Source organism: Streptomyces sp. SID9727, assembly GCF_010550605.1.
Taxonomy (GTDB): domain Bacteria; phylum Actinomycetota; class Actinomycetes; order Streptomycetales; family Streptomycetaceae; genus Streptomyces.
In genome coordinates this window covers 19,341-43,378 of sequence record NZ_JAAGNI010000388.1, presented here as the reverse complement: position 1 = coordinate 43,378, position 24,038 = coordinate 19,341, and the positions used below count along the sequence as shown (strand labels likewise).

At 71.1% G+C, this 24,038-nt stretch carries 21 protein-coding genes, 1 pseudogene and 1 CRISPR repeat array; of the genes and pseudogenes, 17 read left to right on the top strand and 5 right to left on the bottom strand.

Translation table 11 applies throughout. The annotated features are described in order from the left end of the window. Positions 1–229: 229 nt before the first annotated feature. The 7 genes and pseudogenes from G3I41_RS27455 to G3I41_RS27425 all read left to right on the top strand — a co-directional run bounded on the left by G3I41_RS27455 (position 230) and on the right by G3I41_RS27425 (position 7,067). The gene (locus tag G3I41_RS27455) at positions 230–1,819 is read left to right on the top strand and encodes an ABC transporter ATP-binding protein (protein WP_164403059.1); all 1,590 of its coding nucleotides are present in this window, start codon (positions 230–232) and stop codon (positions 1,817–1,819) included. Further along, positions 1,816–2,931, top strand: a complete 1,116-nt coding sequence (locus G3I41_RS27450; protein WP_164403058.1) for an ABC transporter permease — start codon at positions 1,816–1,818, stop codon at positions 2,929–2,931. Before G3I41_RS27455 ends, G3I41_RS27450 begins: the two co-directional genes overlap by 4 nt. Continuing rightward, positions 2,928–4,217, top strand: coding sequence for an ABC transporter permease (locus tag G3I41_RS37120; protein ID WP_164403057.1), 1,290 nt, complete (start codon positions 2,928–2,930; stop codon positions 4,215–4,217). Before G3I41_RS27450 ends, G3I41_RS37120 begins: the two co-directional genes overlap by 4 nt. Next, entirely contained in the window at positions 4,214–4,618 is a 405-nt protein-coding gene (locus tag G3I41_RS37115) for a cytidine deaminase (protein ID WP_073964308.1), read from the top strand. The genes G3I41_RS37120 and G3I41_RS37115 overlap by 4 nt, the downstream gene beginning before the upstream one ends. Before the next feature lie 120 nt (positions 4,619–4,738). Next, positions 4,739–6,016: a thymidine phosphorylase gene (locus G3I41_RS27435; RefSeq protein ID WP_164403056.1), complete on the top strand. Its 1,278-nt coding sequence runs from the start codon at positions 4,739–4,741 to the stop codon at positions 6,014–6,016. 98 nt (positions 6,017–6,114) lie between these two features. Then, positions 6,115–6,711, top strand: a pseudogene (locus G3I41_RS27430) (Uma2 family endonuclease). Between the two features lie 53 nt (positions 6,712–6,764). Further along, the gene (locus tag G3I41_RS27425) at positions 6,765–7,067 is read left to right on the top strand and encodes an STAS domain-containing protein (RefSeq protein ID WP_164403055.1); all 303 of its coding nucleotides are present in this window, start codon (positions 6,765–6,767) and stop codon (positions 7,065–7,067) included. A gap of 78 nt (positions 7,068–7,145) precedes the next feature. Here G3I41_RS27425 and G3I41_RS27420 read toward each other — a convergent pair whose 3' ends face one another. The 4 genes from G3I41_RS27420 to G3I41_RS27405 all read right to left on the bottom strand — a co-directional run bounded on the left by G3I41_RS27420 (position 7,146) and on the right by G3I41_RS27405 (position 10,642). After that, on the bottom strand, positions 7,146–7,406 hold the full coding sequence (locus G3I41_RS27420; protein ID WP_164403054.1) for a hypothetical protein: 261 nt from the start codon (positions 7,404–7,406) through the stop codon (positions 7,146–7,148). After that, positions 7,403–8,425, bottom strand: coding sequence for a sigma-70 family RNA polymerase sigma factor (locus tag G3I41_RS27415; protein ID WP_164403053.1), 1,023 nt, complete (start codon positions 8,423–8,425; stop codon positions 7,403–7,405). Before G3I41_RS27415 ends, G3I41_RS27420 begins: the two co-directional genes overlap by 4 nt. 98 nt (positions 8,426–8,523) lie before the next feature. Next, positions 8,524–9,240, bottom strand: a complete 717-nt coding sequence (locus G3I41_RS27410; RefSeq protein ID WP_164403052.1) for a L,D-transpeptidase — start codon at positions 9,238–9,240, stop codon at positions 8,524–8,526. A gap of 103 nt (positions 9,241–9,343) precedes the next feature. Beyond that, entirely contained in the window at positions 9,344–10,642 is a 1,299-nt protein-coding gene (locus G3I41_RS27405; protein ID WP_164403051.1) for an MFS transporter, read from the bottom strand. A gap of 63 nt (positions 10,643–10,705) precedes the next feature. Between G3I41_RS27405 and G3I41_RS27400 the strand changes: the two genes are divergently transcribed. The 9 genes from G3I41_RS27400 to cas2e all read left to right on the top strand — a co-directional run bounded on the left by G3I41_RS27400 (position 10,706) and on the right by cas2e (position 21,757). Next, positions 10,706–11,659, top strand: a complete 954-nt coding sequence (locus G3I41_RS27400; RefSeq protein ID WP_164403050.1) for a LysR family transcriptional regulator — start codon at positions 10,706–10,708, stop codon at positions 11,657–11,659. Positions 11,660–11,776: 117 nt separating this feature from the next. Continuing rightward, a CRISPR array of direct repeats spans positions 11,777–12,111; the repeat unit is 29 nt; unit sequence GGGACCATCCCCGCGCGTGCGGGGAGCAG. A gap of 230 nt (positions 12,112–12,341) precedes the next feature. Beyond that, a complete protein-coding gene (cas3, locus tag G3I41_RS27395; protein ID WP_164403049.1) occupies positions 12,342–15,248 on the top strand; it encodes a CRISPR-associated helicase Cas3' in 2,907 nt (968 codons plus the stop codon). After that, a complete protein-coding gene (casA, locus tag G3I41_RS27390) occupies positions 15,241–16,962 on the top strand; it encodes a type I-E CRISPR-associated protein Cse1/CasA (protein ID WP_164403048.1) in 1,722 nt (573 codons plus the stop codon). Before cas3 ends, casA begins: the two co-directional genes overlap by 8 nt. After that, entirely contained in the window at positions 16,959–17,630 is a 672-nt protein-coding gene (gene casB / locus G3I41_RS27385; protein WP_164403047.1) for a type I-E CRISPR-associated protein Cse2/CasB, read from the top strand. Before casA ends, casB begins: the two co-directional genes overlap by 4 nt. A 94-nt stretch (positions 17,631–17,724) precedes the next feature. Beyond that, the gene (gene cas7e, locus G3I41_RS27380; RefSeq protein WP_164403046.1) at positions 17,725–18,942 is read left to right on the top strand and encodes a type I-E CRISPR-associated protein Cas7/Cse4/CasC; all 1,218 of its coding nucleotides are present in this window, start codon (positions 17,725–17,727) and stop codon (positions 18,940–18,942) included. Beyond that, positions 18,939–19,667 (top strand): type I-E CRISPR-associated protein Cas5/CasD, encoded by a 729-nt coding sequence (cas5e, locus tag G3I41_RS27375; protein ID WP_164403045.1) that lies wholly within the window; start codon positions 18,939–18,941, stop codon positions 19,665–19,667. The genes cas7e and cas5e overlap by 4 nt, the downstream gene beginning before the upstream one ends. After that, positions 19,667–20,437, top strand: a complete 771-nt coding sequence (cas6e, locus tag G3I41_RS27370) for a type I-E CRISPR-associated protein Cas6/Cse3/CasE (RefSeq protein WP_164403044.1) — start codon at positions 19,667–19,669, stop codon at positions 20,435–20,437. The genes cas5e and cas6e overlap by 1 nt, the downstream gene beginning before the upstream one ends. Positions 20,438–20,441: 4 nt before the next feature. Beyond that, positions 20,442–21,401 (top strand): type I-E CRISPR-associated endonuclease Cas1e, encoded by a 960-nt coding sequence (gene cas1e / locus G3I41_RS27365; protein WP_164403043.1) that lies wholly within the window; start codon positions 20,442–20,444, stop codon positions 21,399–21,401. Continuing rightward, positions 21,398–21,757, top strand: a complete 360-nt coding sequence (gene cas2e / locus G3I41_RS27360) for a type I-E CRISPR-associated endoribonuclease Cas2e (RefSeq protein ID WP_164403042.1) — start codon at positions 21,398–21,400, stop codon at positions 21,755–21,757. Before cas1e ends, cas2e begins: the two co-directional genes overlap by 4 nt. Positions 21,758–21,947: 190 nt before the next feature. Here cas2e and G3I41_RS27355 read toward each other — a convergent pair whose 3' ends face one another. After that, positions 21,948–22,628, bottom strand: coding sequence for a prolyl oligopeptidase family serine peptidase (locus tag G3I41_RS27355; protein ID WP_164403066.1), 681 nt, complete (start codon positions 22,626–22,628; stop codon positions 21,948–21,950). A 223-nt stretch (positions 22,629–22,851) separates the two neighbouring features. Here G3I41_RS27355 and G3I41_RS27350 point away from each other — a divergent pair, with 223 nt between their 5' ends. Next, positions 22,852–24,006, top strand: a complete 1,155-nt coding sequence (locus G3I41_RS27350; RefSeq protein ID WP_164403041.1) for an adenosine deaminase — start codon at positions 22,852–22,854, stop codon at positions 24,004–24,006. The last annotated feature ends 32 nt before the right edge of the window (positions 24,007–24,038 follow it).

Genomic DNA, 24,038 nt, shown 5'->3' with positions numbered 1-24,038 from the left:
GAGCGGCTTCGGCCGCCCGTTCCGGGCCCCGATTCACGTACCCCCGGCGGGGTGGCGGCCACCTGTGATCAGGTGGCCAACGATTCGGCGACGCTACGCGCGTAGCGTCGGGACTGGAACCAGCCGGGCGCGATACGTTTTCCACCCCCGCCTTCCCGTCCTCACCGCCCCCGCCCTCCGCTCCTGCCAAGGAGAGTGCGCCATCAACGCGTCCAGCAGTCCCAACGCCGTGGAGCTCCGCGGTATCACCAAGCGGTTCCCCGGGGTCGTGGCCAACCACGACATCGACATCACCGTGCGCCGCGGCACCGTCCACGCCCTCGTCGGTGAGAACGGCGCCGGCAAGTCCACTCTGATGAAGATCCTTTACGGCATGCAGAAGCCGGACGAGGGCACCATCGCGGTCGACGGCGAACAGGCCGTGTTCTCCAACCCGGGCGACGCCATCGGCCGAGGCATCGGCATGGTGCACCAGCACTTCATGCTCGCCGACTACCTCACCGTCCTGGAGAACGTCGTCCTCGGCTCCGAGAAGCTGTACGGCATCGGCGACCGGGCCCGCGCCAAGATCAAGGAGATCTCCGACGCCTACGGCCTCGGTGTCCGCCCGGACGCCATGGTCGAGGACCTCGGGGTCGCCGACCGCCAGCGCGTGGAGATCCTCAAGGTCCTCTACCGGGGCGCCCGCACCCTGATCCTCGACGAGCCGACCGCCGTCCTCGTGCCCCAGGAGGTCGACGCGCTCTTCGACAACCTGCGGGAGCTCAAGGCCGAGGGCCTGACCGTCATCTTCATCTCGCACAAGCTGGGCGAGGTCCTGTCGGTCGCCGACGAGATCACGGTCATCCGGCGCGGCACCACCGTGGGCACCGCCGACCCCCGGAACACCACGACCAAGCAGCTCGCCGAGCTGATGGTCGGCAGCGAGCTGCCGTCCCCGGAGACCCGCGAGTCCACGGTCACCGACACGCCCATGCTCACCGTGGACGGCCTGCGGCTCACCGCGACCGACCCGGACGGCGCCGTGCGCGCCGTGCTCGACGGCATCACCTTCACCATCCACAAGGGCGAGGTCCTGGGCATCGCCGGCGTGGAGGGCAACGGCCAGTCCGAACTGGTCGACGCGATCATGGGCATGCGCACCCCGGACGAGGGCACCCTCACCCTGGACGACGCGGACATCACCCGTACGCCGACCCGCAAGCGCCGCGAGGGCGGCATGGCCGTCATCCCCGAGGACCGCCACCGGCACGGCCTCCTCCTGGAGGCGCCGCTGTGGGAGAACCGCATCCTCGGCCACGTCACGGAGCGGCCCAACAGCCGGGGCGCCTTCCTCGACCTGAAGGCCGCCCGCACCGACACCGAGCGCATCGTGCGCGAGTACGACGTCCGCACCCCCGGGATCGACGTCACCGCGGCCTCCCTCTCCGGCGGCAACCAGCAGAAGCTGATCGTCGGCCGCGAGATGAGCCACGCGCCCAAGCTCCTGATCGCCGCGCACCCCACCCGGGGCGTGGACGTCGGTGCCCAGGCCCAGATCTGGGACCAGATCCGCGAGGCCCGCGGCGAGGGCCTGGCGGTCCTGCTGATCTCCGCCGACCTGGACGAGCTGATCGGGCTCTCCGACACCCTGCGCGTCATGTACCGCGGCCGTCTGGTCGCGGACGCCGACCCCGCGGCCATCACCCCCGAGGAGCTGGGCTCGGCGATGACCGGCGCGGCCAGCGGCCACCTGGAAGCGCCGGAGGAGGGCGAGGCGCCCGCCGCGCCCGCCACGGACGACGACACCGACCCCCGCGAAGGGGGAGAGGACCGATGAAGAAGATCGACAAGGAGCGGCTGCTCCTGGGGATCGCGGCCCCCGTACTCGCGATCGTGGTCGCCTTCCTGGTGACGGCGCTCGTGCTCGCCGCCACCGGCAAGGAGCCGTTCAACGCCTTCGGCATCATGTTCGACTACGGCCTGAAGTCGGACAGCCAGGTCTACATCCTCAACAAGGCCACGACGTACTACCTCGCGGGTCTCGCGGTGGCCGTCGGCTTCCGGATGAACCTCTTCAACATCGGCGTCGACGGGCAGTACCGCCTCGCCGCCTTCTTCGCCGCCGCGCTCGGCGGCGCGCTGACCCTGCCCGGCGCCCTCCAGATCCCGCTGATCATCCTCACCGCGATGATCGTCGGCGCCATGTGGGCCGGCATCGCCGGTCTGCTCAAGGTCACCCGGGGCGTCAGCGAGGTCGTCTCGACGATCATGCTGAACTCCATCGCGACCGCGGTCATCGGCTACCTCCTCCAGCAGAACCGCCTCGGCCACCTCGACGAGGCCGGCACCAAGATCTCCACCAAGCCGCTCCCGGAGTCCTCGCACTTCTTCGAGTTCCCGACGACGCCGACGCCCGTCTGGGGCTTCATCGTCGTCGCCGTGGCCGCCGGCATCGCGTACTGGTTCACGCTCTCCCGTACCCGCTTCGGCTTCGACCTGCGCACGGTCGGCCAGTCCGGCTCCGCCGCCGAGGCCAGCGGCGTCAACGTCCGCCGCATGGTCATCACCTCGATGCTCATCTCGGGTGCCGTCGCCGGCCTCATCGGCATGCCGACGCTGCTCAACGACAGCCACGAGTTCAGCGGCGACTTCCCCATCGGCATCGGCTTCACCGGCATCGCCATCGCCCTCCTCGGCCGCAACCACCCCGTCGGCATCGCGCTCGGCGCGCTGCTCTGGGGCTTCCTGGAGCGCGGCACCGGAAAGCTGGAGTTCGAGGGGTACGACAAGGAGATCGTCGGCGTGATCCAGGGCGTCATCGTCCTGTGCGTCGTCATCGCCTACGAAGTCGTCCGCCGCTACGGACTCAAGCGCCAGCAGAGCAAGGTCGGCGCGGAACTCGCCGCACAGGCCGCCCGTAACTCCGACCAGCAGGAGGTGTCGGCGTGAGCGCCACGGCGACTTCCACCCCGCCCCCGGCGGCCCCCAAGGTCTCCGGCGGCAAGAGCGGGCGTTCCCGCCTCTCCTTCCCCGTCATCCTGCTGATCATCGCGGGCGTCCTGCTCGCGCTGTCCGCCGTGCGCGCCATCACCGGCGCCCAGGACGTCACCTCGGCGGGCCAGATCAGCGCCGCGCTCGCCATGGCCGTGCCGATCGGCCTCGCCGGTCTCGGCGGTCTGTGGTCCGAACGCGCCGGCGTGGTCAACATCGGCCTCGAAGGCATGATGATCCTCGGCACCTTCTTCGGTGCCTGGGCCGGCTGGCAGACCAGCCCCTGGCTGGGCGTCCTCGCCGGTGTCGTCGGCGGCATGCTCGGCGGCCTGCTGCACGCGGTCGCGACCATCACCTTCGGCGTCGACCACATCATCTCCGGCATCGCGATCAACATCCTGGCGCTCGGCTTCACCACCTACTTCGCCAAGCTGTGGTTCAACACCGGCGAGGCGGCGGCCAAGGGCGGCTCCCCGAAGCAGTCCCCGCCGGCCGACGAGATCACCTCGGTGACGATCCCCGGCCTCTCCGACGGACTGCACTCCATCGAGAAGCACCACTGGTTCTTCGTCTCCGACCTGGCCGGCATCCTCGGCGGCCTCGTCACCAACCTCTCGCTGCTGACGATCCTGGCCGTCGTCCTCTTCATCGGGACCTTCTTCGTCCTGTGGAAGACCGCCTTCGGCCTGCGGCTGCGCTCCTGCGGCGAGAACCCGGTCGCCGCAGAATCGCTGGGCGTCAACGTCTACACGTACAAGTACGTAGCGGTGATCGTCTCCGGCGGCCTCGCCGGGCTCGGCGGCGCCTTCCTCTCGCTGGTCACCTCGCACATCTACAACGAGGGCCAGACCGGCGGACGCGGTTACATCGGTCTCGCCGCGATGATCTTCGGCAACTGGCGCCCCGGCGGACTCGCCATGGGCGCGGGCCTGTTCGGCTTCGCCGACGCGCTCCAGCTGCGCAACGGCGGCGAGTCCGTCCACGCGCTGCTCCTGCTGCTGTTCGTGGTCCTCGTCGGCCTCGCCGTGTGGAAGCTCTACCGCAAGAGCTACGTGCAGGGCGTCGTCAGCGCGGTCATCGCGGCCGTGGTCCTGGTCTGGTACCTCGGTACGGACAGCGTGCCCACCGAGTTCGTCAGCGCCACGCCGTACATCGTCACGCTGCTCGTCCTCTCGCTCTCCGCGCAGCGGCTGCGGATGCCGAAGGCGGACGGCATGCGCTACCGCAAGGGCCAGGGCAAGTGACGCCCCCGCCCTTCACCGAGGCCGACTGGGAGGCCCTGCGGGCCGCGGCCCGGGACGCCATGTCCCGGGCGTACGCCCCGTACTCCGGCTACCCGGTCGGCGTCGCGGCCCGGGTGGACGACGGCCGTACCATCACCGGCTGCAACGTCGAGAACGCCTCGTACGGAATCGGCCTGTGCGCCGAGTGCGGTCTGGTCTCCCAGCTGCACGCCACGGGCGGCGGCCGGCTGACCCACTTCACCTGCGTGGACGGGGCCGGCGAGAGCCTCGTCCCGTGCGGCCGGTGCCGGCAGCTGCTGTACGAGTTCGGCGGCCCGGAGCTGATCCTGGAGACCCCGGACGGCTTCCGCACCCTGGACGAGATGCTTCCCCAGGCCTTCGGCCCGTCGCACCTCGGCTGACCGTTCCCCGCCGGGTGGGCCCGCACGACGGGCCCACCCGGCGCCTCTTTTCCCCTCTATGCGCGTAGAGTCAACAGGGCTCACGCGCACCGTACGTACCGGCCGGAAGGACGCCAGACCATGGACGCCATCTCCGTCATCCGCACCAAGCGGGACCGAGGCGAGCTGACCCCCGAGCAGATCGACTGGGTCATCGACGCGTACACCCGCGGCGAGGTCGCCGACGAGCAGATGTCCGCACTGGCCATGGCGATCCTGCTGAACGGCATGAACCGTACGGAGATCGCCCGCTGGACCGCCGCGATGATCGCCTCCGGCGAGCGGATGAACTTCGACAGCCTCTCCCGCCCCACCACGGACAAGCACTCCACCGGCGGCGTAGGCGACAAGATCACCCTGCCGCTCGCCCCGCTGGTCGCCGCCTGCGGCGCGGCCGTACCCCAGCTCAGCGGCCGGGGCCTCGGCCACACCGGCGGCACCCTCGACAAGCTGGAGTCCATCCCCGGCTGGCGCGCCCACCTCACCGGCGCCGAGATGCTGGACGTCCTCGACACCACCGGCGCGGTCATCTGCGCGGCGGGCGACGGCCTCGCCCCCGCCGACAAGAAGCTGTACGCGCTGCGCGACGTCACCGGCACGGTCGAGGCGATCCCGCTCATCGCCAGCTCGATCATGTCCAAGAAGATCGCCGAGGGCACGGGCGCCCTGGTCCTCGACGTCAAGGTCGGCTCCGGCGCCTTCATGAAGACCCTGGACGACGCCCGCGAGCTGGCCTCCACGATGGTCGCCCTCGGCACCGACAGCGGTGTCCGCACGGTCGCCCTGCTCACCGACATGTCCACCCCGCTCGGCCTCACCGCCGGCAACGCCCTGGAGGTCCGCGAGTCCGTCGAGGTCCTGGCCGGCGGCGGCCCGAAGGACGTCGTCGACCTCACCCTGGCCCTCGCCCGCGAGATGCTGGACGCGGCGGGCCTCAAGGACGCCGACCCGGAGAAGGCCCTCCAGGACGGCTCCGCGATGGACGTCTGGCGCCGCATGATCTCCGCCCAGGGCGGCGACCCCGACGCCGCGCTCCCGGTCGCCCGCGAGCAGCACGTCATCAGGGCGTCGTCCTCCGGCATCCTGACCCGCCTGGACGCCTACGACATCGGCGTAGCCGCCTGGCGCCTCGGCGCGGGCCGCGCCCGCAAGGAGGACCCGGTCCAGGCCGGCGCGGGCATCGAGCTCCACGCCAAGCCCGGCGACGTGATCACCGACGGCCAGCCGCTGCTGACGCTGCACACGGACACCCCGGAGAAGTTCGACTACGCCCTCAAGGCGCTCCCGGACGCCTACGACATCGAGCCCGCGGGCACGGCGTACACGGCGACCCCGGTGGTGCGGGAACGTATCGCCTGACCTGCGGCTTCCTCGTACGGGTGAACGGGACCGGTGGACTGCCACCGGTCCCGTTCGGCATGCTGGACTCGGCGACGCGCCGATAAGAGGAGACCGCCATGAGCGCACTCACCGTCGATCCCGCGCCGGGCCCGGGACAGGGCCAGGAGGGGGACGACCTCGTCCGGATCTGGGAGGAGGCGGACGCGCCGGAGGGCTGCAAGGTGGAGATCTTCGAGGGGATCGTCACTGTGTCGCCGCCACCGTCCAAGGACCACAACACCACTGCCGAGCTGCTCCAGCGCAGGCTCTACTCCGTGATTCCGGAGGACTAGGGGATCTACCAGACCCTCGTGGTCTCGGTCCCCGGCCGGGCGGGGCTCTACATCCCCGACCTCGTGGTCGTCCCGAGAGCCGTGGCGAGCGGACCGGGCAACCGCGTCCCCGCCGAGGAAGCGCTGCTGGTCGTCGAGATCACCTCGCAGCACAACGCCAACCACGACCGCATCGGCAAGGTGCACGGCTACGCGCAGGCGGGCGTCGCGCTCTTCCTCCTGCTGGACCCCTGGCACTCGGGCCGCCCCGCCGCCACGCTGTACGGGAAGCCCGGGAACGGCACGTACCGGCAGCCGGCCACGGTCGGGTACGGCGACAAGCTGACCCTGCCCGACCCGTTCGGGCTCGACCTGGACACGGGAATCTTCCCGGTCAGCTGAGACGGGCCGGCCCGGTGCGGTGAGTTCCGGCGCGGCCCCGGGTCTGCCAGGGTATGGAAGCCCCGCCCCCGGCCGCGCTCATCGTCTCCGGCCACCTCACCCGCGACGCCGTCCCCCGCCTGTGCGCCGACCTGGAAACCCTGCTGAGCGCCTCGCCGGACCCCACCGCGGTGTACTGCGACCTGAGCGGCGTCCTCCACCCCGACCTGACGACGGTCGAGGCGATCGCCCGTCTCTCCCTGACAGCACGCAGAGTGAACGCCTGTGGGCTGCGCCTGCGCGGAACCCCGCCGGAACTGCGGGCGCTGCTGGAGCTCGTGGGACTCGGGGGTTTCCTCACCCAGGGGGACGAGTAGTCGGCCGGCGGGTGCGCGACAGTCGTGGGCACCCGCCGCGCGAGGGCGGGCGTCCGCAGCCTGACCGGGCGCCCCCGGTCAGCGCTCCACCACCGCGAAGTCGCAGGTCACCTGCCGGGAACGGCCCCCGGCGGAGGCCGCCGGGCCCGGTGTGGCCCGCATCGCCTCCGCGCAGTCGAACTCGGGCTGCGGCCCCGGATCGGCCGCCGACGACGGCGGGGACACCGGCGCCGGGCCCGACGTGGCCGCCGGTTCGCCGAGCCACTGCGAGGCCCCCCACCCCACGCCCGCGAGCACCACCCACCCCGCGGCGAGCCCCCACCCCAGGCGCCGCCTCACTCCGCGTCCGCCTCCAGCCGGTCCGGCAGGCCGAACAGCGGGAACCACCGAGGCGTGTCCAGGAAGCAGTGCAGACCCGTGATCGCGCCGTCCCGGACGTCGATGACCTGGAGCGCCCACGGGACGAAGCCCGGGCCCTCCGGGTCCGGCTTGTAATGGGCGAAGGCCGGGGCGCCGTTCGCGGAGGTCGCGACCAGGCGGGAGCCGGCGCAGCCCGCGCCCAGGGACGTCATGAAGCCGGTGATGTCCTCGTGGCCCCGGAGCCACAGGTCGAACGGTGGCATCGTCATCACCGCGTCCTCGCGCAGGAGGGCGGTCAGCGCCTTCATGTCGTAGCCCTCGAACGCCGCCACGTACCGTTCGAGCAGGGCCGTCTGCCGCTCGTCCAGGGGGTCCGCCGCGTCGGCGGCCACGGACTCGTGGTCGGTCAGGGTCGCCCGGGCCCGCTGAAGGGCGCTGTTGACCGAGGCGACCGAGGTGCCGAGCAGCTCCGCGACCTCCGCGGCCCTCCACGCCAGCACCTCGCGCAGGATGAGCACCGCACGCTGCTTCGGCGGCAGGTGCTGGAGCGCCGCGACGAACGCGAGGCGCACCGACTCGCGCGCCACCGCCGCCTCCGCCGGATCGTCGGTCGTCGGGATGATCCGGCCGTCCGGCATCGGCTCCAGCCAGGCGTTCTCCGGCAGCGGGTTGAGCGCGGCCTGCGCGAGCGGCGTCGGCCCGGTCAGATCCACCGGCCGGGCCCGGCGCTTGCCCGCGTTCAGCATGTCCAGGCAGACGTTGGTCGCGATGCGGTACAGCCAGGACCGCAGCGAGGAGCGGCCCTCGAACTTGTCGTAGCTGCGCCAGGCCCGTACCAGCGTGTCCTGGACCGCGTCCTCCGCCTCGAACGCCGAGCCGAGCATCCGGTAGCAGTAACCGGTCAGCTCGACCCGGTGTCCTTCCAGACGGCTGTCGATGTCGCCCGACGCGCCGGTCCCGGCGCCGGGACCCGCTGCCGCCGCTGTCAGTTCACTCATCGCCGATCCACCCTGTCGTGCCGTGACACCGCTCACTTCATCCAGCACTTCGGAAGCTACCGCGGGGCACTGACAACGGGGCGGGCGAGCGGCAGCCGTCAGGTCCCCGGCTTGCGGCCGTACACGTAGACGTCGTCGCCGTTCTTCAACAGGTTCCAGTATGACTTCGCGTCCGAGGTGCGCATGTTGACGCAGCCGTGCGACCCCGGCGGGTTCCACATCTTCACGCCGACCGCGTGGAACGCCTGCCCGCCGTCGAAGAACTGCGAGTACGGCATGGACACGTGGTAGATCGACGACACGTGGTTCTTGTGGCGCCAGTAGATCTTCTTGGCGCCCGTCCGCGTCTCGTACGTGTCCCGCCCCGTCCGCACCGGCACCGGCCCGAACTTCAGCTTCTTGCCGTCCTGGATCCAGCTGATCTGCCGCGTCAGGTCGACGCAGGCGATGCGCCCCTTGTTGGTCGGGCACTTCCCGGCCTTGTTCGGGTTCTTGCCGGCCGCCTTCTGCGCGGTGAGCGTCTGCATCGTCCGCCAGGTGACCGGCCCCGCGTAACCGATGGTCGGAGTGACGCCGTACGTGCTCTGGAACGACCGGATCTTCTTGCAGTCGGCCGCCGACTGCTTGCCGTCCACCTTCAGGTGCAGGTACTTCTCGACCTGCTTCTGGTACGGACCCGTGGACGTCGTGCAGGACGCCGCCTGCGCGGCGGTGCCCGTACCGAGGACGAACGCCGGCACCGCGGTCAGCCCCGCGACGGACAGGACGAGCCCTCTCCGCGCCCGTACGCCCGTAACGCCCCATATGTTCCGCATGTTCTTCCTGACTCCCATGTACGCCAACTCCCCTTCGCACGCACCGCGGTGATTCCGCCTGCTAGACGCGCGAAGGGGAGCGGCTGGTTGTGCGCCGAATGTCTCAGTTCTGTACGGGCGCCACGGCGGCGGGCCGCAGCCGTTCGGCGCGGGCGGCTCGGGTCCCGTACAGCGTGACGGACACGACTCCGAGGACCGCGAGCAGTCCCAGCGCGACCGTGCCCGCCCAGCCGCCGGCGTGGAAGGCCACCGCGCCGAGCGTGCCGCCCGCGCTGGAGCCGAGGTAGTACGCCGACTGGTAGAGCGCCGACGCCTGGGCGCGGCCCGTGGTCGCCGTACGGCTCACCGAGGAGGAGGCGACCGCGTGCCCGGCGAAGAAGCCGGCCGTGATCAGCACCAGGCCGAGGAGCACGGCGGCCAGCGCGTCGCCCAGCGAGAGCAGCAGACCCGCGGCCGTGGTCGAGACCGCGAGGTACAGCGCGCCCCGCCGCCCCAGCCGGGCGACCAGCCGTCCGGCGGCGGCAGAGGAGACCGTACCGACCAGGTACACCAGGAAGACCGAGCCCACGATGCCCTGCGGCAGGCTGAACGGGGCCTCCACGAGCCGGTATCCGATGACCGTGTACACGGCGCCGAACACCGTCATGAACAGCGCGCCGATCGCGTACAGCCGCCGCAGCAGCGGATTGGCGAGGTGCGCGCCGACGGTCCGCGCGAGCGCCTTCGGGTTCAGCGTGCCCGGGGTGAAGTGCCGGGCACGCGGCATCATGAAGTGGAAGACGACCGCGCAGGCCACGGCCAGCAGCCCGACCGCGCCGAGCGCCGCCCGCCAGCCCCACAGCTGCGCGATCCAGCCGGTGAGGATGCGGCCGCTCATCCCGCCGATGCTGTTCCCTGCCACGAACAGCCCGATCGCGGCGACCAGCGCCTTGGGCCGCACCTCCTCCGCCAGAAACGCCATCGCGGAGGCGGGCAGCCCGGCGAGCGCGGCGCCCTGCACGGCGCGCAGCGCGATCAGCGTGCCCAGCGAGGGCGCGAACGGCACGAACAGCCCGACCGTCACCGCGATCACCAGCGAGGCCGTCATCATCTGCCGCCGTCCGAACCGCTCGGACAGCGCGCTCAGCGGCAGCACGCACAGCGCCAGCGCGCCGGTCGCGGCGGACACCGTCCAGCTCGCCTGCCCCGCCGTCGCGCCGAAGGACGCGGAGACGGCGGGCAGCAGCGCCTGCGTGGAGTAGAGGAGCGCGAAGGTCGCGACACCGGCGGCGAAGAGGGCGAAGCTCATCCGGCGGTAGCCGGGGCGCCCGGGTTCGAGCCGGTCGGCGGTGTCGGCGACGGGGGACGACTGGGTCGAGGCGGCCACGGTGAGGGTGGACGCCCCGGTACTGGCGGGAGGCATGCGACGACCGTAGGCCGCGCCGGATTCATGCGTCCAATGCACAAACAGCGAATAATCAATCCCATGGCGCATCAACGCAGCTCACAGCCCCGGCTGTCACCGAGCAGTTACGAAGAAGACATCCGCGCGGTCCTCGCACCGCGCCTCGCGTACTTCGAGGCGGTCGCCCGCCACGAGCACGTCACACGCGCCGCCCAGGAACTGGGCGTCCCGCAGTCCACCCTCTCCCGCGCGATGGTGCGCCTGGAGGACGACCTGGGCGTCGCCCTGTTCGCGCGCAAGGGCCGCACGGTCTCCCTGACCCCGGCCGGCCGCACCTTCCTCGGCTCGGCCGAGCGCGCCCTCGCGGAGGTGGAGAAGGCCGCCGACTCGGTACGCGCCGACGCCGACCCCACCGCGGGCAAGGTGGCCTTCGGCTTCCTCCACACGATGGGCTCCGAGACCGTCCCCGCCCTCATCCGCGCCTTCCGGGCCGACCACCCCCGGGTCCGCTTCCAGCTCGTCCAGAACTACGGCGAGGCCATGATCGAACGCCTTCGCGCCGGCGGCCTCGACCTCTGCCTCACCTCCCCGGTCCCGGACGCCCCCGACCTGGTCACCCGCCGCCTGGACGAACAGCGGCTCCGCCTGGTCGTCCCCGAGGACCACCCCCTCGCCACCCGCCGCCGCATCCGCCTCGCCGAAGCCGCCGACGAAACCTTCGTCACCCTGGAACCCGGCTACGGCCTCCGCCGCATCACGGACGACCTCTGCGCGGCAGCGGGCTTCGTCCCCCGCGTCGCCTTCGAGGGCGAGGAGGCGGAGACCCTGCGCGGCCTGGTCGCGGCGGGCCTGGGCGTGGCCCTCCTCCCACCCCCGGCGGTGGCCCGCCCAGGCGTGGTGGAACTGTCGGTGACGGCCCCGAGGGCGGTGCGCGAGATCGGGGTGGCCTGGCTGGACGGGCACCCGGACACGGCCCCGGTGGCGGCGTTCAAGAAGTTCCTGCTGGGGCGGCGGGGGAGTTTGCTGCCGGGGTGAGGGGGCGCCGCGTGCGCCGGTTCTTCGGGGGTGGGGTTCCCCGCGTGGTCTTCGGATCCAGTGCTCAGGGGCGGCGGCCGACTTGAAGCAGCCCCGGCGTCACCGTGACGATGACGCCGGGACCATCCCCGCGCGTGCGGGGAGCAGGCGCTCGCGGCCCTGGCGTTTCGCCTTGTGCCGGGACCATCCCCGCGCGTGCGGGGAGCAGCCCTTGAGCCGGTACCGGCCCGGCTTGCCGTCGGGACCATCCCCGCGCGTGCGGGGAGCAGGAGAACGTGGCCGCACCGACCACGACCGAGTCGGGACCATCCCCGCGCGTGCGGGGAGCAGCAGACGGGATCTGTCAACCGAGTATTCGCATCGGGACCATCCCCGCGCGTGCGGGGAGCAGACAGCTCGTGCGTGCGTCCGGACTTCGTGCCGGGGACCATCCCCGCGCGTGCGGGGAGCAGCCTGCGTGACCTGCGACGTTACTCGGCGAGGAGGTCGTTTCTGACCACTTTCGAGGAATCCGGCATAACCGCCCCAAGTTGCCCATTGACTCATCAAGTTGTCCAAGTCGCGAGGGCATCATAGACGTTGCCCGTCGCTGCCGCAGGATCTTCGTGACAACTACCCCTTAACCTCTCCAATTTTCATCGTATGAACATCTCGCCGGGACCCCCTCCTGTATCCATGACCCATGACCACCGCAAGCCACTCCACCCCCCACCCCGGCCTCCGCGCCAGGCTCACCGCCCCCGCCCGCACCGTGTGGGCCAAGCACGACCGGGGCACCGACGGGTGGTTGCCGTTGTGGCGGCATATGGAGGACAGCGCAGCGGTCGCCGGGTTGCTTTGGGACGCGTGGTTGCCGGCCAACGTTCGGGCGCTCATCAGCTCGGAGCTCCCGGAAGGGCTGCGCGACGGGCGGCGGCTCGCGGTCTGGCTCGCAGGGGTCCACGACATCGGGAAGGCCACGCCCGCCTTCGCCTGCCAGGTCGATCCGCTCGCCGACCGCATGCGGGACGCCGGGTTGCAGATGCGCTCCGCCAAGGCCCTCGGCCCGGACCGGAGGATCGCCCCGCACGGGCTGGCCGGCCAGGCGCTGCTGGGGGAGTGGTTGCGGGAGCGGCACGGCTGGGCCAGGAAGCAGGTCGGGCAACTGACCGTCGTCGTCGGCGGGCACCACGGCGTGCCCCCGGAGCCCGGGCAGATCACCGCGCTGCAGAGGCACGGGCACCTCTTACGCAGCCCGGGCCCAAGTCGCGCCGCCTGGCAGCGCGTACAGGACGAACTGCTCGACGCGTGTGCCGACGAGTACCGCGTACGGGACCGGCTGGCCGCCTGGCGGGAGGTGCGGTTGCCGCAGACCGCACAGGTGCTGCTCACCTCCCTCGTGATCGTCGCCGACTGGATCGCCAGCAACGCCGACCTCTTTCCGTACTTCCCGCAGGACGCCGTCCGTAGCGGTGAGGAGCGCGTCGCCGCCGCCTGGCGCGGGCTGGATCTGCCCGCCCCCTGGTCCCCGCCGGACCCCATCGAGGACGCCCAGCAGCTCATCGGCTCCCGCTTCGGACTGCCGGAGGGGGCGAAGGCCCGCCCCGTGCAGGAAGCCGCCATCGAGCTGGCCCGCTCCATGGGCGGGCCGGGGCTGATGGTGATCGAGGCACCCATGGGCGAGGGCAAGACCGAAGCCGCGCTCGCCGTCACCGAGATCTTCGCCGCCCGCTCCGGGGCCGGCGGAGTCTTCTTCGCCCTTCCCACCATGGCCACCGGCAACGCCATGTTCCCCCGCCTCCTGGAGTGGCTGGAACGGCTCCCGTCCACCCGGGACGCCGAACACACCGTGCTCCTCGCGCACTCCAAAGCCGCGTTGAACGAGCGCTTCGCCGACCTCATGCGTGACATCCACCAGCGGATCGTCGCCGTCGATCTCGACGCCGAGGAGACGCGGCACGCCGCACCCGCAGGGTTCGTCGCGCACGCCTGGCTGCGCGGCCGCAAGAAGGCCATGCTGGCGTCATTCGTCGCCGGAACCATCGACCAGCTCCTCTTCGCCGGCCTCAAGAGCCGTCACCTGGCGATGCGTCACCTCGCTGTGGCCGGCAAGGTCGTCGTCATCGACGAGGCGCACGCGTACGACACGTACATGAGTGTCTACCTGGACCGGGTGCTGGCCTGGCTCGGTGCGTACGGGGTGCCCGTGGTGATCCTGTCCGCGACCCTTCCCGCCCGCAGACGGCGCGAACTCGTCGAGGCGTACGCGGGAACGGACGGTACGCCGGAGGCGTTCGCGGACGTGGCCGAGGCCACGGCCTACCCGTTGCTGACCGCCGTGACACCCGGGGGTTCGCCGGTCATGCGCGGCCCCGGTGCCTCCGGCCGTGGCACGGACGTCGTACTGGAACCGTTCGACGACGGAATGGACGCCCTCGTCGGGCGTCTCGCCCACGAACTGGACGGAGGTGGCTGCGCACTCGTCGTGCGCAACACCGTCACCCGGGTCCTGGAGACCGCGAAGGCGCTCCGGGCCACGTTCGGCGACGAGAACGTGACGGTGGCGCACTCACGCTTCATCGATGTCGACCGGGCCGCCAAGGACGCCGGTCTCCTCAAGCGCTTCGGGCCGCCCGGCGCCGCGCAGGGCCGTCCGGCCGGTCCGCACATCGTCGTGGCCAGCCAGGTCGCGGAGCAGTCCCTCGACGTGGACTTCGACCTGCTGGTCACCGATCTCTGCCCGGTCGACCTCCTGCTCCAGCGCATGGGCCGCCTGCACCGGCACCGGCGGGGCGAGGGCCAGCGGAACCGCCCCGAGCGGCTCCGACGCGCACGCTGCCTGGTCACCGGCGCCGACTGGCAGGCCGAGGTGCCCGTGCCCGTACGAGGGTCGGTCGCCGTGTACGGGGCGTACGCGCTGCTGCGATCGGCCGCGGTGCTCCTGCCGCACCTCAAGCAGGGTGCAGAACGTCCCGTACGGCTGCCCGACGACATCTGCCCGCTCGTCCAGGGCGCGTACGCGGACGACGCCGAGGTGCCCGCCGGTTGGGCGGACGCGATGGCCGACGCCCTTTGGCATCGCGAGCGGCACCTTGCCGACCAGGCCGAGCGTGCGGCCGTGTTCCGGCTGGGCAAGGTGGGTGCGCCGGGCCGACCGCTGTTCGGATGGGTCGCCGCCGGGGTGGGTGACACCGACGACAGCCCGGCCGGGCGCGCCCAGGTCCGTGACACCAGGGACGGCCTGGAGGTCCTGGTGGTGCGGCGGCGGGCCGACGGGGCGCTGACCACCGTTCCCTGGCTCGGACCGGACCGGAACGGTAGACCCCTCGGGAACCTGGAACTCCCGCTGGACCAGGTGCCGACCCGGCAGGCGGCGCGTGCGGCGGCGAGTTGCGGGCTGAGGCTGCCGATGCAGTTCTCGTACGCCGGCGTCATGGAGCGGGCCATCGCCGAACTGGAGGAACTGTACGTACCCGCTTGGCAGGCGAAGGACAGCCACTGGCTCTCCGGCCAGCTGATTCTCGCGCTCGACGAGGATTGTCAGACCCACCTGGCAGGCTTTTCCCTGAGCTACAGCGAGAGCGACGGCCTTGAGGTGACCCGTGACTGACACAGATGAAAACGCGGCCCGCGCGCTGTCGTTCGACCTCACATCGGAGCCGTGGATTCCGGTTCTGCGCCTGGATGGCGAACACGTCGAGATGTCGCTGCGGGAGGTGTTCAGCGAGGCCCACGAGGTGCGCCGGATCGTCGGAGACCTGCCCACCCAGGAGTTCGCCCTGTTACGGCTCCTGCTCGCCGTCGCCCACGATGCGCTCGACGGACCAGGGGACACCGACCACTGGGCGGAGTTGTGGGCCGATGACGACTGCTTCGCACCGGTCGGGGACTACCTCGACGAGCATCGCGGACGCTTCGACCTCTTCCACGCCCGTACGCCGTTCTTCCAGGTGGCCGGGTTGCACACGGCGAAGGGCGAGGTCTCGCCCCTGAACCGCATCGTGGCCGACGTGCCCAACGGGGCACCGTTCTTCAGCTCTCGTATGCCCGGGGCCGACCGGCTGACGTACGCCGAGGCCGCCCGTTGGATCGTGCACGCGCACGCGTACGACACGTCCGGCATCAAGACCGGTGTCGTGGGCGACGACCGGGCCAAGAAGGGCAAGGTCTACCCGCTCGGGGTGGGCTGGGCGGGCACCCTGGGAGGTGTCTTCGCCGAGGGGGAAACGCTGCGGGAGACGCTTCTGCTCAACATGGTGGCGCCCGCGGTCACGGTCGGCCTCAGCGACTGGGACGCCGGCGACGACCTCCCCGCCTGGCGACGCACGGCATGTGGCCCGGGCGCCGAGCCCGTACGCCGTCCCACCGGCGTCCGCGACCTCTACACCTGGCAGACCCGGCGCATCCTGCTGCATGCGGATGGCGACGGCGTCCACGGCGTGGTTCTCGGCTACGGAGACCCGCTCACCGCCCGCAACAAGCACGGCTGCGAGCCGATGACCGCCTGGCGACGCAGCAGGACGCAGGAGAAGAAGCACGGCGAGGCGACCGCCTACATGCCACGCGAGCACGACCCGACCCGCTCGGCATGGCGGGGGCTCGGATCCTTGATCGCCAACAGGGGCGCACCCGCACAGGGCGCGGAAGCCGCCGACTACCTCCCGCCCAGACTCTTCGAGTGGATCGCGCAACTGGTGACGGACGGCGAGCTGGACGAGGGCTACCTGGTCAGGGCGCGGATCGTCGGCGCCCAGTACGGGACGCAGCAGTCAGTGATCGACGAGGTCGTCGACGACCACGTGCCCCTGGCAGTCGTCCTGCTCCACGAGCGCAAGAGCGAATACGCGGAGCAGGCGATCAGCGCCGTGACCGACGCCGAGAACGCCGTCATGGCACTCGGGGACCTCGCGACGAACCTCGCCCGCGCCGCCGGTACCGAAAGCGACGGCCCCCGGGCCACGGCCCGTGACACGGGCTTCCACGTGCTGGGCACCCACTTCCGGACCTGGCTGGCAGGCATGGACGGCTGCACGGACCCGTACGCGGCACGGGCCGACTGGCAGAGACAGGTGCACGAGATCGTGTCCCGGCTGGGTGACGGCCTCATCGACCGGGCCGGCGATGCCGCCTGGCAGGGCGTGCTCATCACGGTCAAGTCGCGTACGGAATGGCTGAACGCCGGTCTCGCCGGCAACTGGTTCCGCCACCGGCTCGACACCTGCACGGGCCGTGCCCAGGAACCCGACCGACCGACGACGGAGACCGACGGCGAACCGGAGGCCGTCGCGCCCGCCGCCGCGCTTGCCACCGAGGGGCACGTATGACGACGATCACCACCCCCGCTCAGCTCACGCCCCGCAAGCGGGTAGAACAGCTTGCCGGTCAACGCATCGCCCTCTATCAACCGGGATACCTGAAAGACGTTCCGAGCGCGGTCGCGGCCCTTGCCAGGCTGCGCAGAGGCGCCGGCCAGGCGCCGGAGCGCGTGCCCGACCTGTGGAATCTCATCGACACCTCGTCCCTGCACGTTCCCTGCGACGGCGCGCGCGAACTGAGCGAAGCCGAACTCGAACGTGCGGAAAACGCCCTCCATGTCGCCCTCACGCTGTGGGCGCTGCACCAGCAGTCCCGCAGGGAAGCGGGGATGCACGAACAAGGGAGCCGCGGAAAGCCTCGCGGCCTCGGTGCCGGGGTGCGCCGCATGATGAAGCCGGGTGAGATCGACGACCCGCTGCGCAAGCGGCTGGTCCGGGCGGGTGCGGCGCCCGACGTGACCATCCTGGCCCAACGGCTGAGGGACATCGTTCTGCTCCTGCGCCGCGAGCGGTTCTCCCTCGACTATGTGCTGCTGGCCGGGCAGCTCTACACCTGGCAGTGGCCCGACGGCCCCGACCAGGTACGCAGGGAATGGGGGCGGTCCTTTCACGCCTGGCAGGGGGAGAAGGAGGACGACGGCCAGAAGCCCGGCGGCGATGCGCCGGCGGACGACTGACGCGTCCACGCGGCCCGTACTCCTCGAACGGCCGGCATTCCGTCGACCCGGCCCGACAGCCTCCACACATCAGCTCGTACGACAAGGACGTCTCGTGAACCGTTTCTACCTCGATGTGCACGCCCTCCAGACCGTTCCACCGAGCAATCTGAACCGTGACGACACCGGTTCCCCGAAGTCCTCGGTGTACGGCGGCGTGCCCCGCGCTCGCGTATCCAGCCAAGCGTGGAAGAAGGCCACCCGCGACTACTTCAAGACGAAGAAGCTTCTCGACCCGAGCGAACTGGGCGTCCGGACCAAAAAGGTGGTCGAGATTCTGGCCGACCGCATTCACGAGCAGGACGGGGCCATCCCCGAGCCCGAGGCCCTGGAGCTGGCGGCCGCGGTCATCACAGCCACCGGGCTCAAGATCGAAGTGCCCAAGCGCAAAGGCTCCGGGAAGAAGTCGACGGCAGAGGACGCCGGTGACGAGGAGACGCGGGAAGCGGCGGCACAGGCCAAGTACCTGGTCTTCCTCAGTGCCCGTCAGCTCGACGGGCTGGCCCGGTTCGCCGTCGAAGGCGCCGCCGACATCGCCGAGTTCCTGAAGGACAAGGACAACAAGGCCCGGGTGAAGCAGATCGCGGACACCCGGCACTCGGTCGACATCGCGCTGTTCGGACGCATGGTCGCGGATTCCACCGACTTCAACGTGGACGCGGCGGTGCAGGTCGCCCACGCCATCAGCGTTCACCGCGTGGACAACGAGTCCGACTACTACACGGCGGTGGACGACCACAACAAGGACACCGAGCCGGGCGCCGGAATGATCGGCACCGTCGACTTCAACTCCGCGACGCTCTATCGCTACGCGGCCCTCGGCATCCACCAGCTGGCGGCCAACCTGGGGGAGGGGCTGCAGGAGGACGAGTCCAGGGCCACCCCGGTGCGCCGGGCAGCCGAGGCGTTCGTACACGGCTTCATCGAATCCCTGCCCACCGGAAAGATCAACACGTTCGGTCATCACACGCTGCCCGACGCCGTCGTCGTCAAGCTCCGCACCACCCGTCCCATCAGCTTCGTCGCGGCGTTCGAGGAGCCGGTACGAGGAGACCTCGGCGGTCACATGTCCGAGGCGTGCGCACGCCTCGCCGAGTACATCCCGGACGTCGAGCGGGCGTACGGTGACGAAGGGTCGACCCTCACGTGGGTGCTCCGCGTCGGCCCGAACACCCGGAAGCTCGCGGACATCGGCACGGAGTCCTCCAACCTCGGCGCACTCGTCGCCTCGGTGGGACAGGCCGTCGCCGAGCGCCTGGAGAAGCCGGAATGAGCGTGTTGACCCTGAGGCTGGCGGGCCCCTTGCAGTCCTGGGGTTCGTCCGCCCGCTTCGCTCGCCGCACCACGGAGTCGGCGCCCACGAAGAGCGGAGTGATCGGTCTGCTCGCGGCGGCGGCAGGCATGGAGCGGGGCGACGACGCGGCGCTGGCCGCCCTCAGCAGCCTGAGGTTCGGTGTTCGGATCGACCAACCGGGAAGCCGTGTAAGGGACTTCCAGACGGCGCATCACGCGGTCACCGGCACCTCCATGCCGCTGTCCGAACGCTTCTACCTGGCCGACGCGGTGTTCGTGGCGGCAGTGGCAGGCGAGACCGGTCTGCTCACCCACCTGCACGCGTCCTTGCGGGCTCCGGTGTATCCGCCGTTCCTCGGCCGCCGCTCCTGCCCGCCCGCGCAGCCGGTGGAGTTGGGCGTACGCGACGGGGACTCGCTTCACCAGGCGCTGGCGGACGAGCCGTGGCAGGCGGCCGCCTGGTACCGCCGTCAGTACCAGGGCAAGGCCACGGTGCCGCTGACCGTTCTCCGAGAGGCCGAAGAGCAGGAGACAGACGCCGACTACCAGCGTGATCAACCACTCAGCTTCGCCGCCGAGCAACGCCGGCACGCTCTGCGCACGGTGGTCAGCAGGACGGTGACGGTCGCCAATCCGGACGCCGTGCCCCGACAGGCCGTACGGCCCCGGCACGAGCCGCTCGACGCCCTGGAGGAGAGTGCCTGATGTTCCTGACCCGCTTCCGCATGAACACCGCGCGCACGGGCGCACGCCGTCTGCTGTCCTCCCCCCAGGTGCTGCACGCCGCCGTCATGGCGTCGTTCCCGGGACTCCTGCCCACGGAGGCGGCTGACGCTGCCGGCGGCCCTCGGGTGCTGTGGCGCCTCGACGAGAACGCGCGCGCCGAGGTACTGCTGTATGTCGTCAGCCCCGACCGGCCCGATCTGACCCACTTGGTGGAGCAGGCGGGTTGGCCCGCGGTTGCCGATGCCCAGTCCCCGGGCTGGCAGACGCGGCCGTACGCTCCTTTCCTCGACCGACTGGCCCAGGGGCAGCGGTGGGCGTTCCGGTTGACCGCGAACCCGGTCCACGACATACGGCGGAAGCCGGACGAGCCCCGTAAGCGCACCGCACATCTCACCCCCGTGCACCAGATGGGGTGGCTTCTCGACCGCCAGGAGCGCTGCGGTTTCCATGTCGTCGAAAAGCCGCAGAGCGAACGGCTGCTGCCGGCCGGGACCACGCACCGTGGTCACGGTCACCACGGCGACCGGTACCGGTTGACGGTAGGCGACCGTCGCGGCCTCGCCTTCGACAAGGGACGAGGCGAGGGGAAGCGGGCCGGACGCGTCAGCATCGTGACGGTGACGTTCGACGGCCACCTGGAAGTGACGGACCCGGTCGCCTTCCGGCGGACACTCACACGCGGGCTCGGCAAGGCGAAGGCGTACGGCTGCGGCCTGCTGACGCTGGCACCGCTCACCGGAACGGAATGATCCGGTGGCCACGGTCTCCCAGCGCGCCGCTCTCACCCCTCGCCACCTCACCCGTACCGGCGAACGGTTGTCCTTCATCTACCTGGAGCGCTGCGTGGTGCACCGGGACGCCAACGCGATCACCGCTGAGGACGCGGAAGGCGCGACACACATCCCTTCGGCGACGATCGGCACCCTGCTCCTGGGGCCGGGCACCCGGATCACCCACCAGGCGATGAGCGTCCTGGGCGAGACCGGTGCCGCCGTCGCTTGGGTCGGTGAGCAGGGCGTGCGGTATTACGCGGGCGGGCGTGCGCTGACCCGCTCGTCCGCCCTTGCCGAGGCACAGGCGGTCCAGTGGGCGAACCCCCGCAGCCGTCTGTCCGTGGCCCGTGCGATGTACCGGCTGCGTTTCCCGGACGAGAACCCCGACGGACTCACCCGCAAAGGGCTCCTCGGCCGGGAGGGCCGCCGGGTCAAGGACTGCTACCGGGCCGAAGCGGCCCGTACGGGCATCCGCTGGAGGGGCCGTCGGTACGTCCCCGGCGACTTCACCGCCGGTGACGCGGTCAACCAGGCGATCACCGCTGCGGCCCAGTGCATGTACGGAGTGGCCCACGCGGTCGTGTCGTCCCTCGGGTGCAGCCCCGCCCTGGGCTTCGTCCACTCCGGCCACGAGCTCTCCTTCGTCCTCGCCATAGCCGACCTGTACAAGACGGGACTCGGCATCCCGCTCGCCTTCGACGTGGCTGCGGAGAGCGAGGAGGACGTGGCATCCCGGACCCGGCGGGCCCTCCGCGACCGCATCAACGAGACCTCGCTGCTGGACCGGTGCGTGGACGACATCAAGAACCTGCTGGGCGCGGTCGCCCCCGGCGTCGAACGGGACGTGGTCACGCTGCAGAGCGACGGCGGCGAGGAGGTCGCCGCCGGCCGGAACTACGGGGGGACGGAGCCCCGCGAGGCGGAGGAGATGTTCTGGTGACGGTGATCGTGCTCACCAACTGCCCGGTCGGTCTCCGTGGCTTCCTCACGCGCTGGCTCCTGGAGATCTCGGCGGGCGTCTTCATCGGCAACCCGTCGGCAAGGATCCGCGACGTGCTCTGGGCGGAGGTCCAGGAATACGCGAACCAGGGCCGCGCGCTGCTGGCTCACACCACCGACAACGAACAGGGCTTCACCTTCCGCACCCACGACCACAAGTGGCATCCGACCGACCACGAGGGCCTGACCCTGATCCACCGCCCGAACGAGGCAGCGCCCAAGCCCCCGGTGCCCGCCGAGGGGCCGAAGCAAGGATGGAGCAAGGCGGCGAAGCGGCGCCGGTTCGGCCGGGGGTGAGCGGTTGAGCTGCGGCGACCGCTTGGGCTGCTAGGCCGGTTTCAGTGAAAGTGGCGCGGAACGGCTCCGGGGGACGGTAGACCGGCAGGTCGCGGGGGCCCGCCCCGCGCGTGCGGGGATGCCCCACCGCGTTGTGCACGAGCAGACTCCGTCGTGTGGGCGTGGGTGCCGCCTCCCCCGTAAGGACTTCTCACCCCACCCCCAACGACTCCCCGAACCCCACCGCCAGCGGCATCCGCAGCCCCAGTGGCGGCGGGGCCGCCAGCGCGTCCGTCACCGGGCGGGCGTACGCGTGGCCGAACAGTGTGCCGCGTACGAAGTCGGCGGCCAGGGCGGCGACCTCCGAGCGGTGTTGGCGCAGCCCGTGCCCGTCCGAGTGGACCTCGAAGCGGCAGGTGTCGCGGTTGGCCTTCTTGGCGCGTTCGGCGAGGCGGAAGGAGAGCTCCGGGGCGCAGCGCATGTCGTTGGTGCCGTGGACCAGCAGGACCGGGCGGCCGACCAGGTGCTTCACCGGTTCGGGGTCGGCGGACGGGTCGCCGGGGAGCCAGGGGGCCATGGCCAGGACCGCGCCGACCGCCGGGTGGCCGCCCGCGCGGAGGGCCGCCCGGGCGCCCATGCCGTGGCCGGCCAGGCAGAGGGGGACGTCGCCGTAGCGGCGTACGGCCTCGTCCACCGCCCACTCCGCGTCCGCCGCGAGGTGGGCGTCGTCCTCGTTCCAGCCGCGGCAGCGGTAGCGCACCACATGGGCGGTGAGGCCGTCGGCGCGGCCCGCGTGGGCCAGGGCGCGGGCCAGCGGGAGCAGGCGGGCGTGGGAGAGGGAGGAGGGGCGGCGGTGCGAGTGGGGCTCGCCGTCCGGGAGCAGCAGGACCACGCCGCCGACCGTTGATGCTCCGGCCGCCGCTCCGACGGCCCGTCCCAGCCGTGCCGCCGGCTGGGGGAGTGCGCGCTGTGCCATGGCGTACACAGTGTCAGACCGGCGCGGGTCCGCCACCCCCGTTCGCGGGGTCTGTTACGCAGCGGGGCGCACGAAGGCTCGACCGTACCGTTATGCAACGACTAGCCCGCTCTACGCGCGTAGGCGCTACAGTGCCTGGATGATGAGCCCGACCCTCCACGTGCCCGGCCCGGACCAGATCCGGCGTGCCCCCAAGGTCCTTCTGCACGACCACCTCGACGGCGGTCTGCGCCCCGGAACGATCGTCGATCTCGCAGCGGCGACCGGCTACGACGCGCTTCCCGAGAACGAGCCCGACAAGCTCGGCATCTGGTTCCGGGAGGCGGCCGACTCCGGTTCGCTGGAGCGGTATCTGGAGACGTTCGCCCACACCTGCGCGGTCATGCAGACCCGTGACGCGCTGGTCCGGGTCGCCGCCGAGTGCGCCGAGGACCTGGCGGCCGACGGTGTCGTCTACGCCGAGGTGCGGTACGCCCCCGAGCAGCACCTGGAGGCCGGGCTGACCCTCGAAGAGGTGGTCGAGGCCGTCAATGAGGGTTTCCGCGAGGGCGAGCGGCGGGCCCGGCAGGACGGCAACCGCATCCGCGTCGGCGCCCTGCTCACCGCCATGCGGCACGCCGCGCGCTCCCTGGAGATCGCCGAACTCGCCAACCGCTACCGGGACCAGGGCGTCGTCGGCTTCGACATCGCGGGCGCCGAGGCCGGGTTCCCGCCCACCCGGCACCTGGACGCGTTCGAGTACCTCAAGCGCGAGAACAACCACTTCACGATCCACGCGGGCGAGGCGTTCGGGCTGCCGTCGATCTGGCAGGCCATCCAGTGGTGCGGTGCCGACCGGCTCGGGCACGGGGTCCGCATCATCGACGACATCGAGGTCGCGGAGGACGGCTCCGTGAAGCTGGGCCGGCTCGCCTCCTACGTACGGGACAAGCGCATCCCGCTGGAGATGTGCCCCACGTCCAACCTCCAGACCGGTGCCGCGTCCTCGTACGCGGAGCACCCCATCGGGCTGCTCCGCAAGCTGCACTTCCGGACCACCGTCAATACTGACAACCGTCTCATGAGCGGTACGAGCATGAGTCAGGAATTCGAGAAGCTGACCGAGGCTTTCGGATACACGCTCGATGACATGCAGTGGTTCACCGTCAATGGAATGAAGTCCGCGTTCATTCCTTTCGATGAACGTCTGGCGATGATCAATGACGTCATCAAGCCCGGATATGCCGAGCTGAAGTCCGAATGGCTTTTCGAGCAGACCGCTGCGACCAGCGTGTCTTCCTCGTTGGCCGGCTGACGGAGTCGTACGGGGAACGGCCGGGGAGAGGT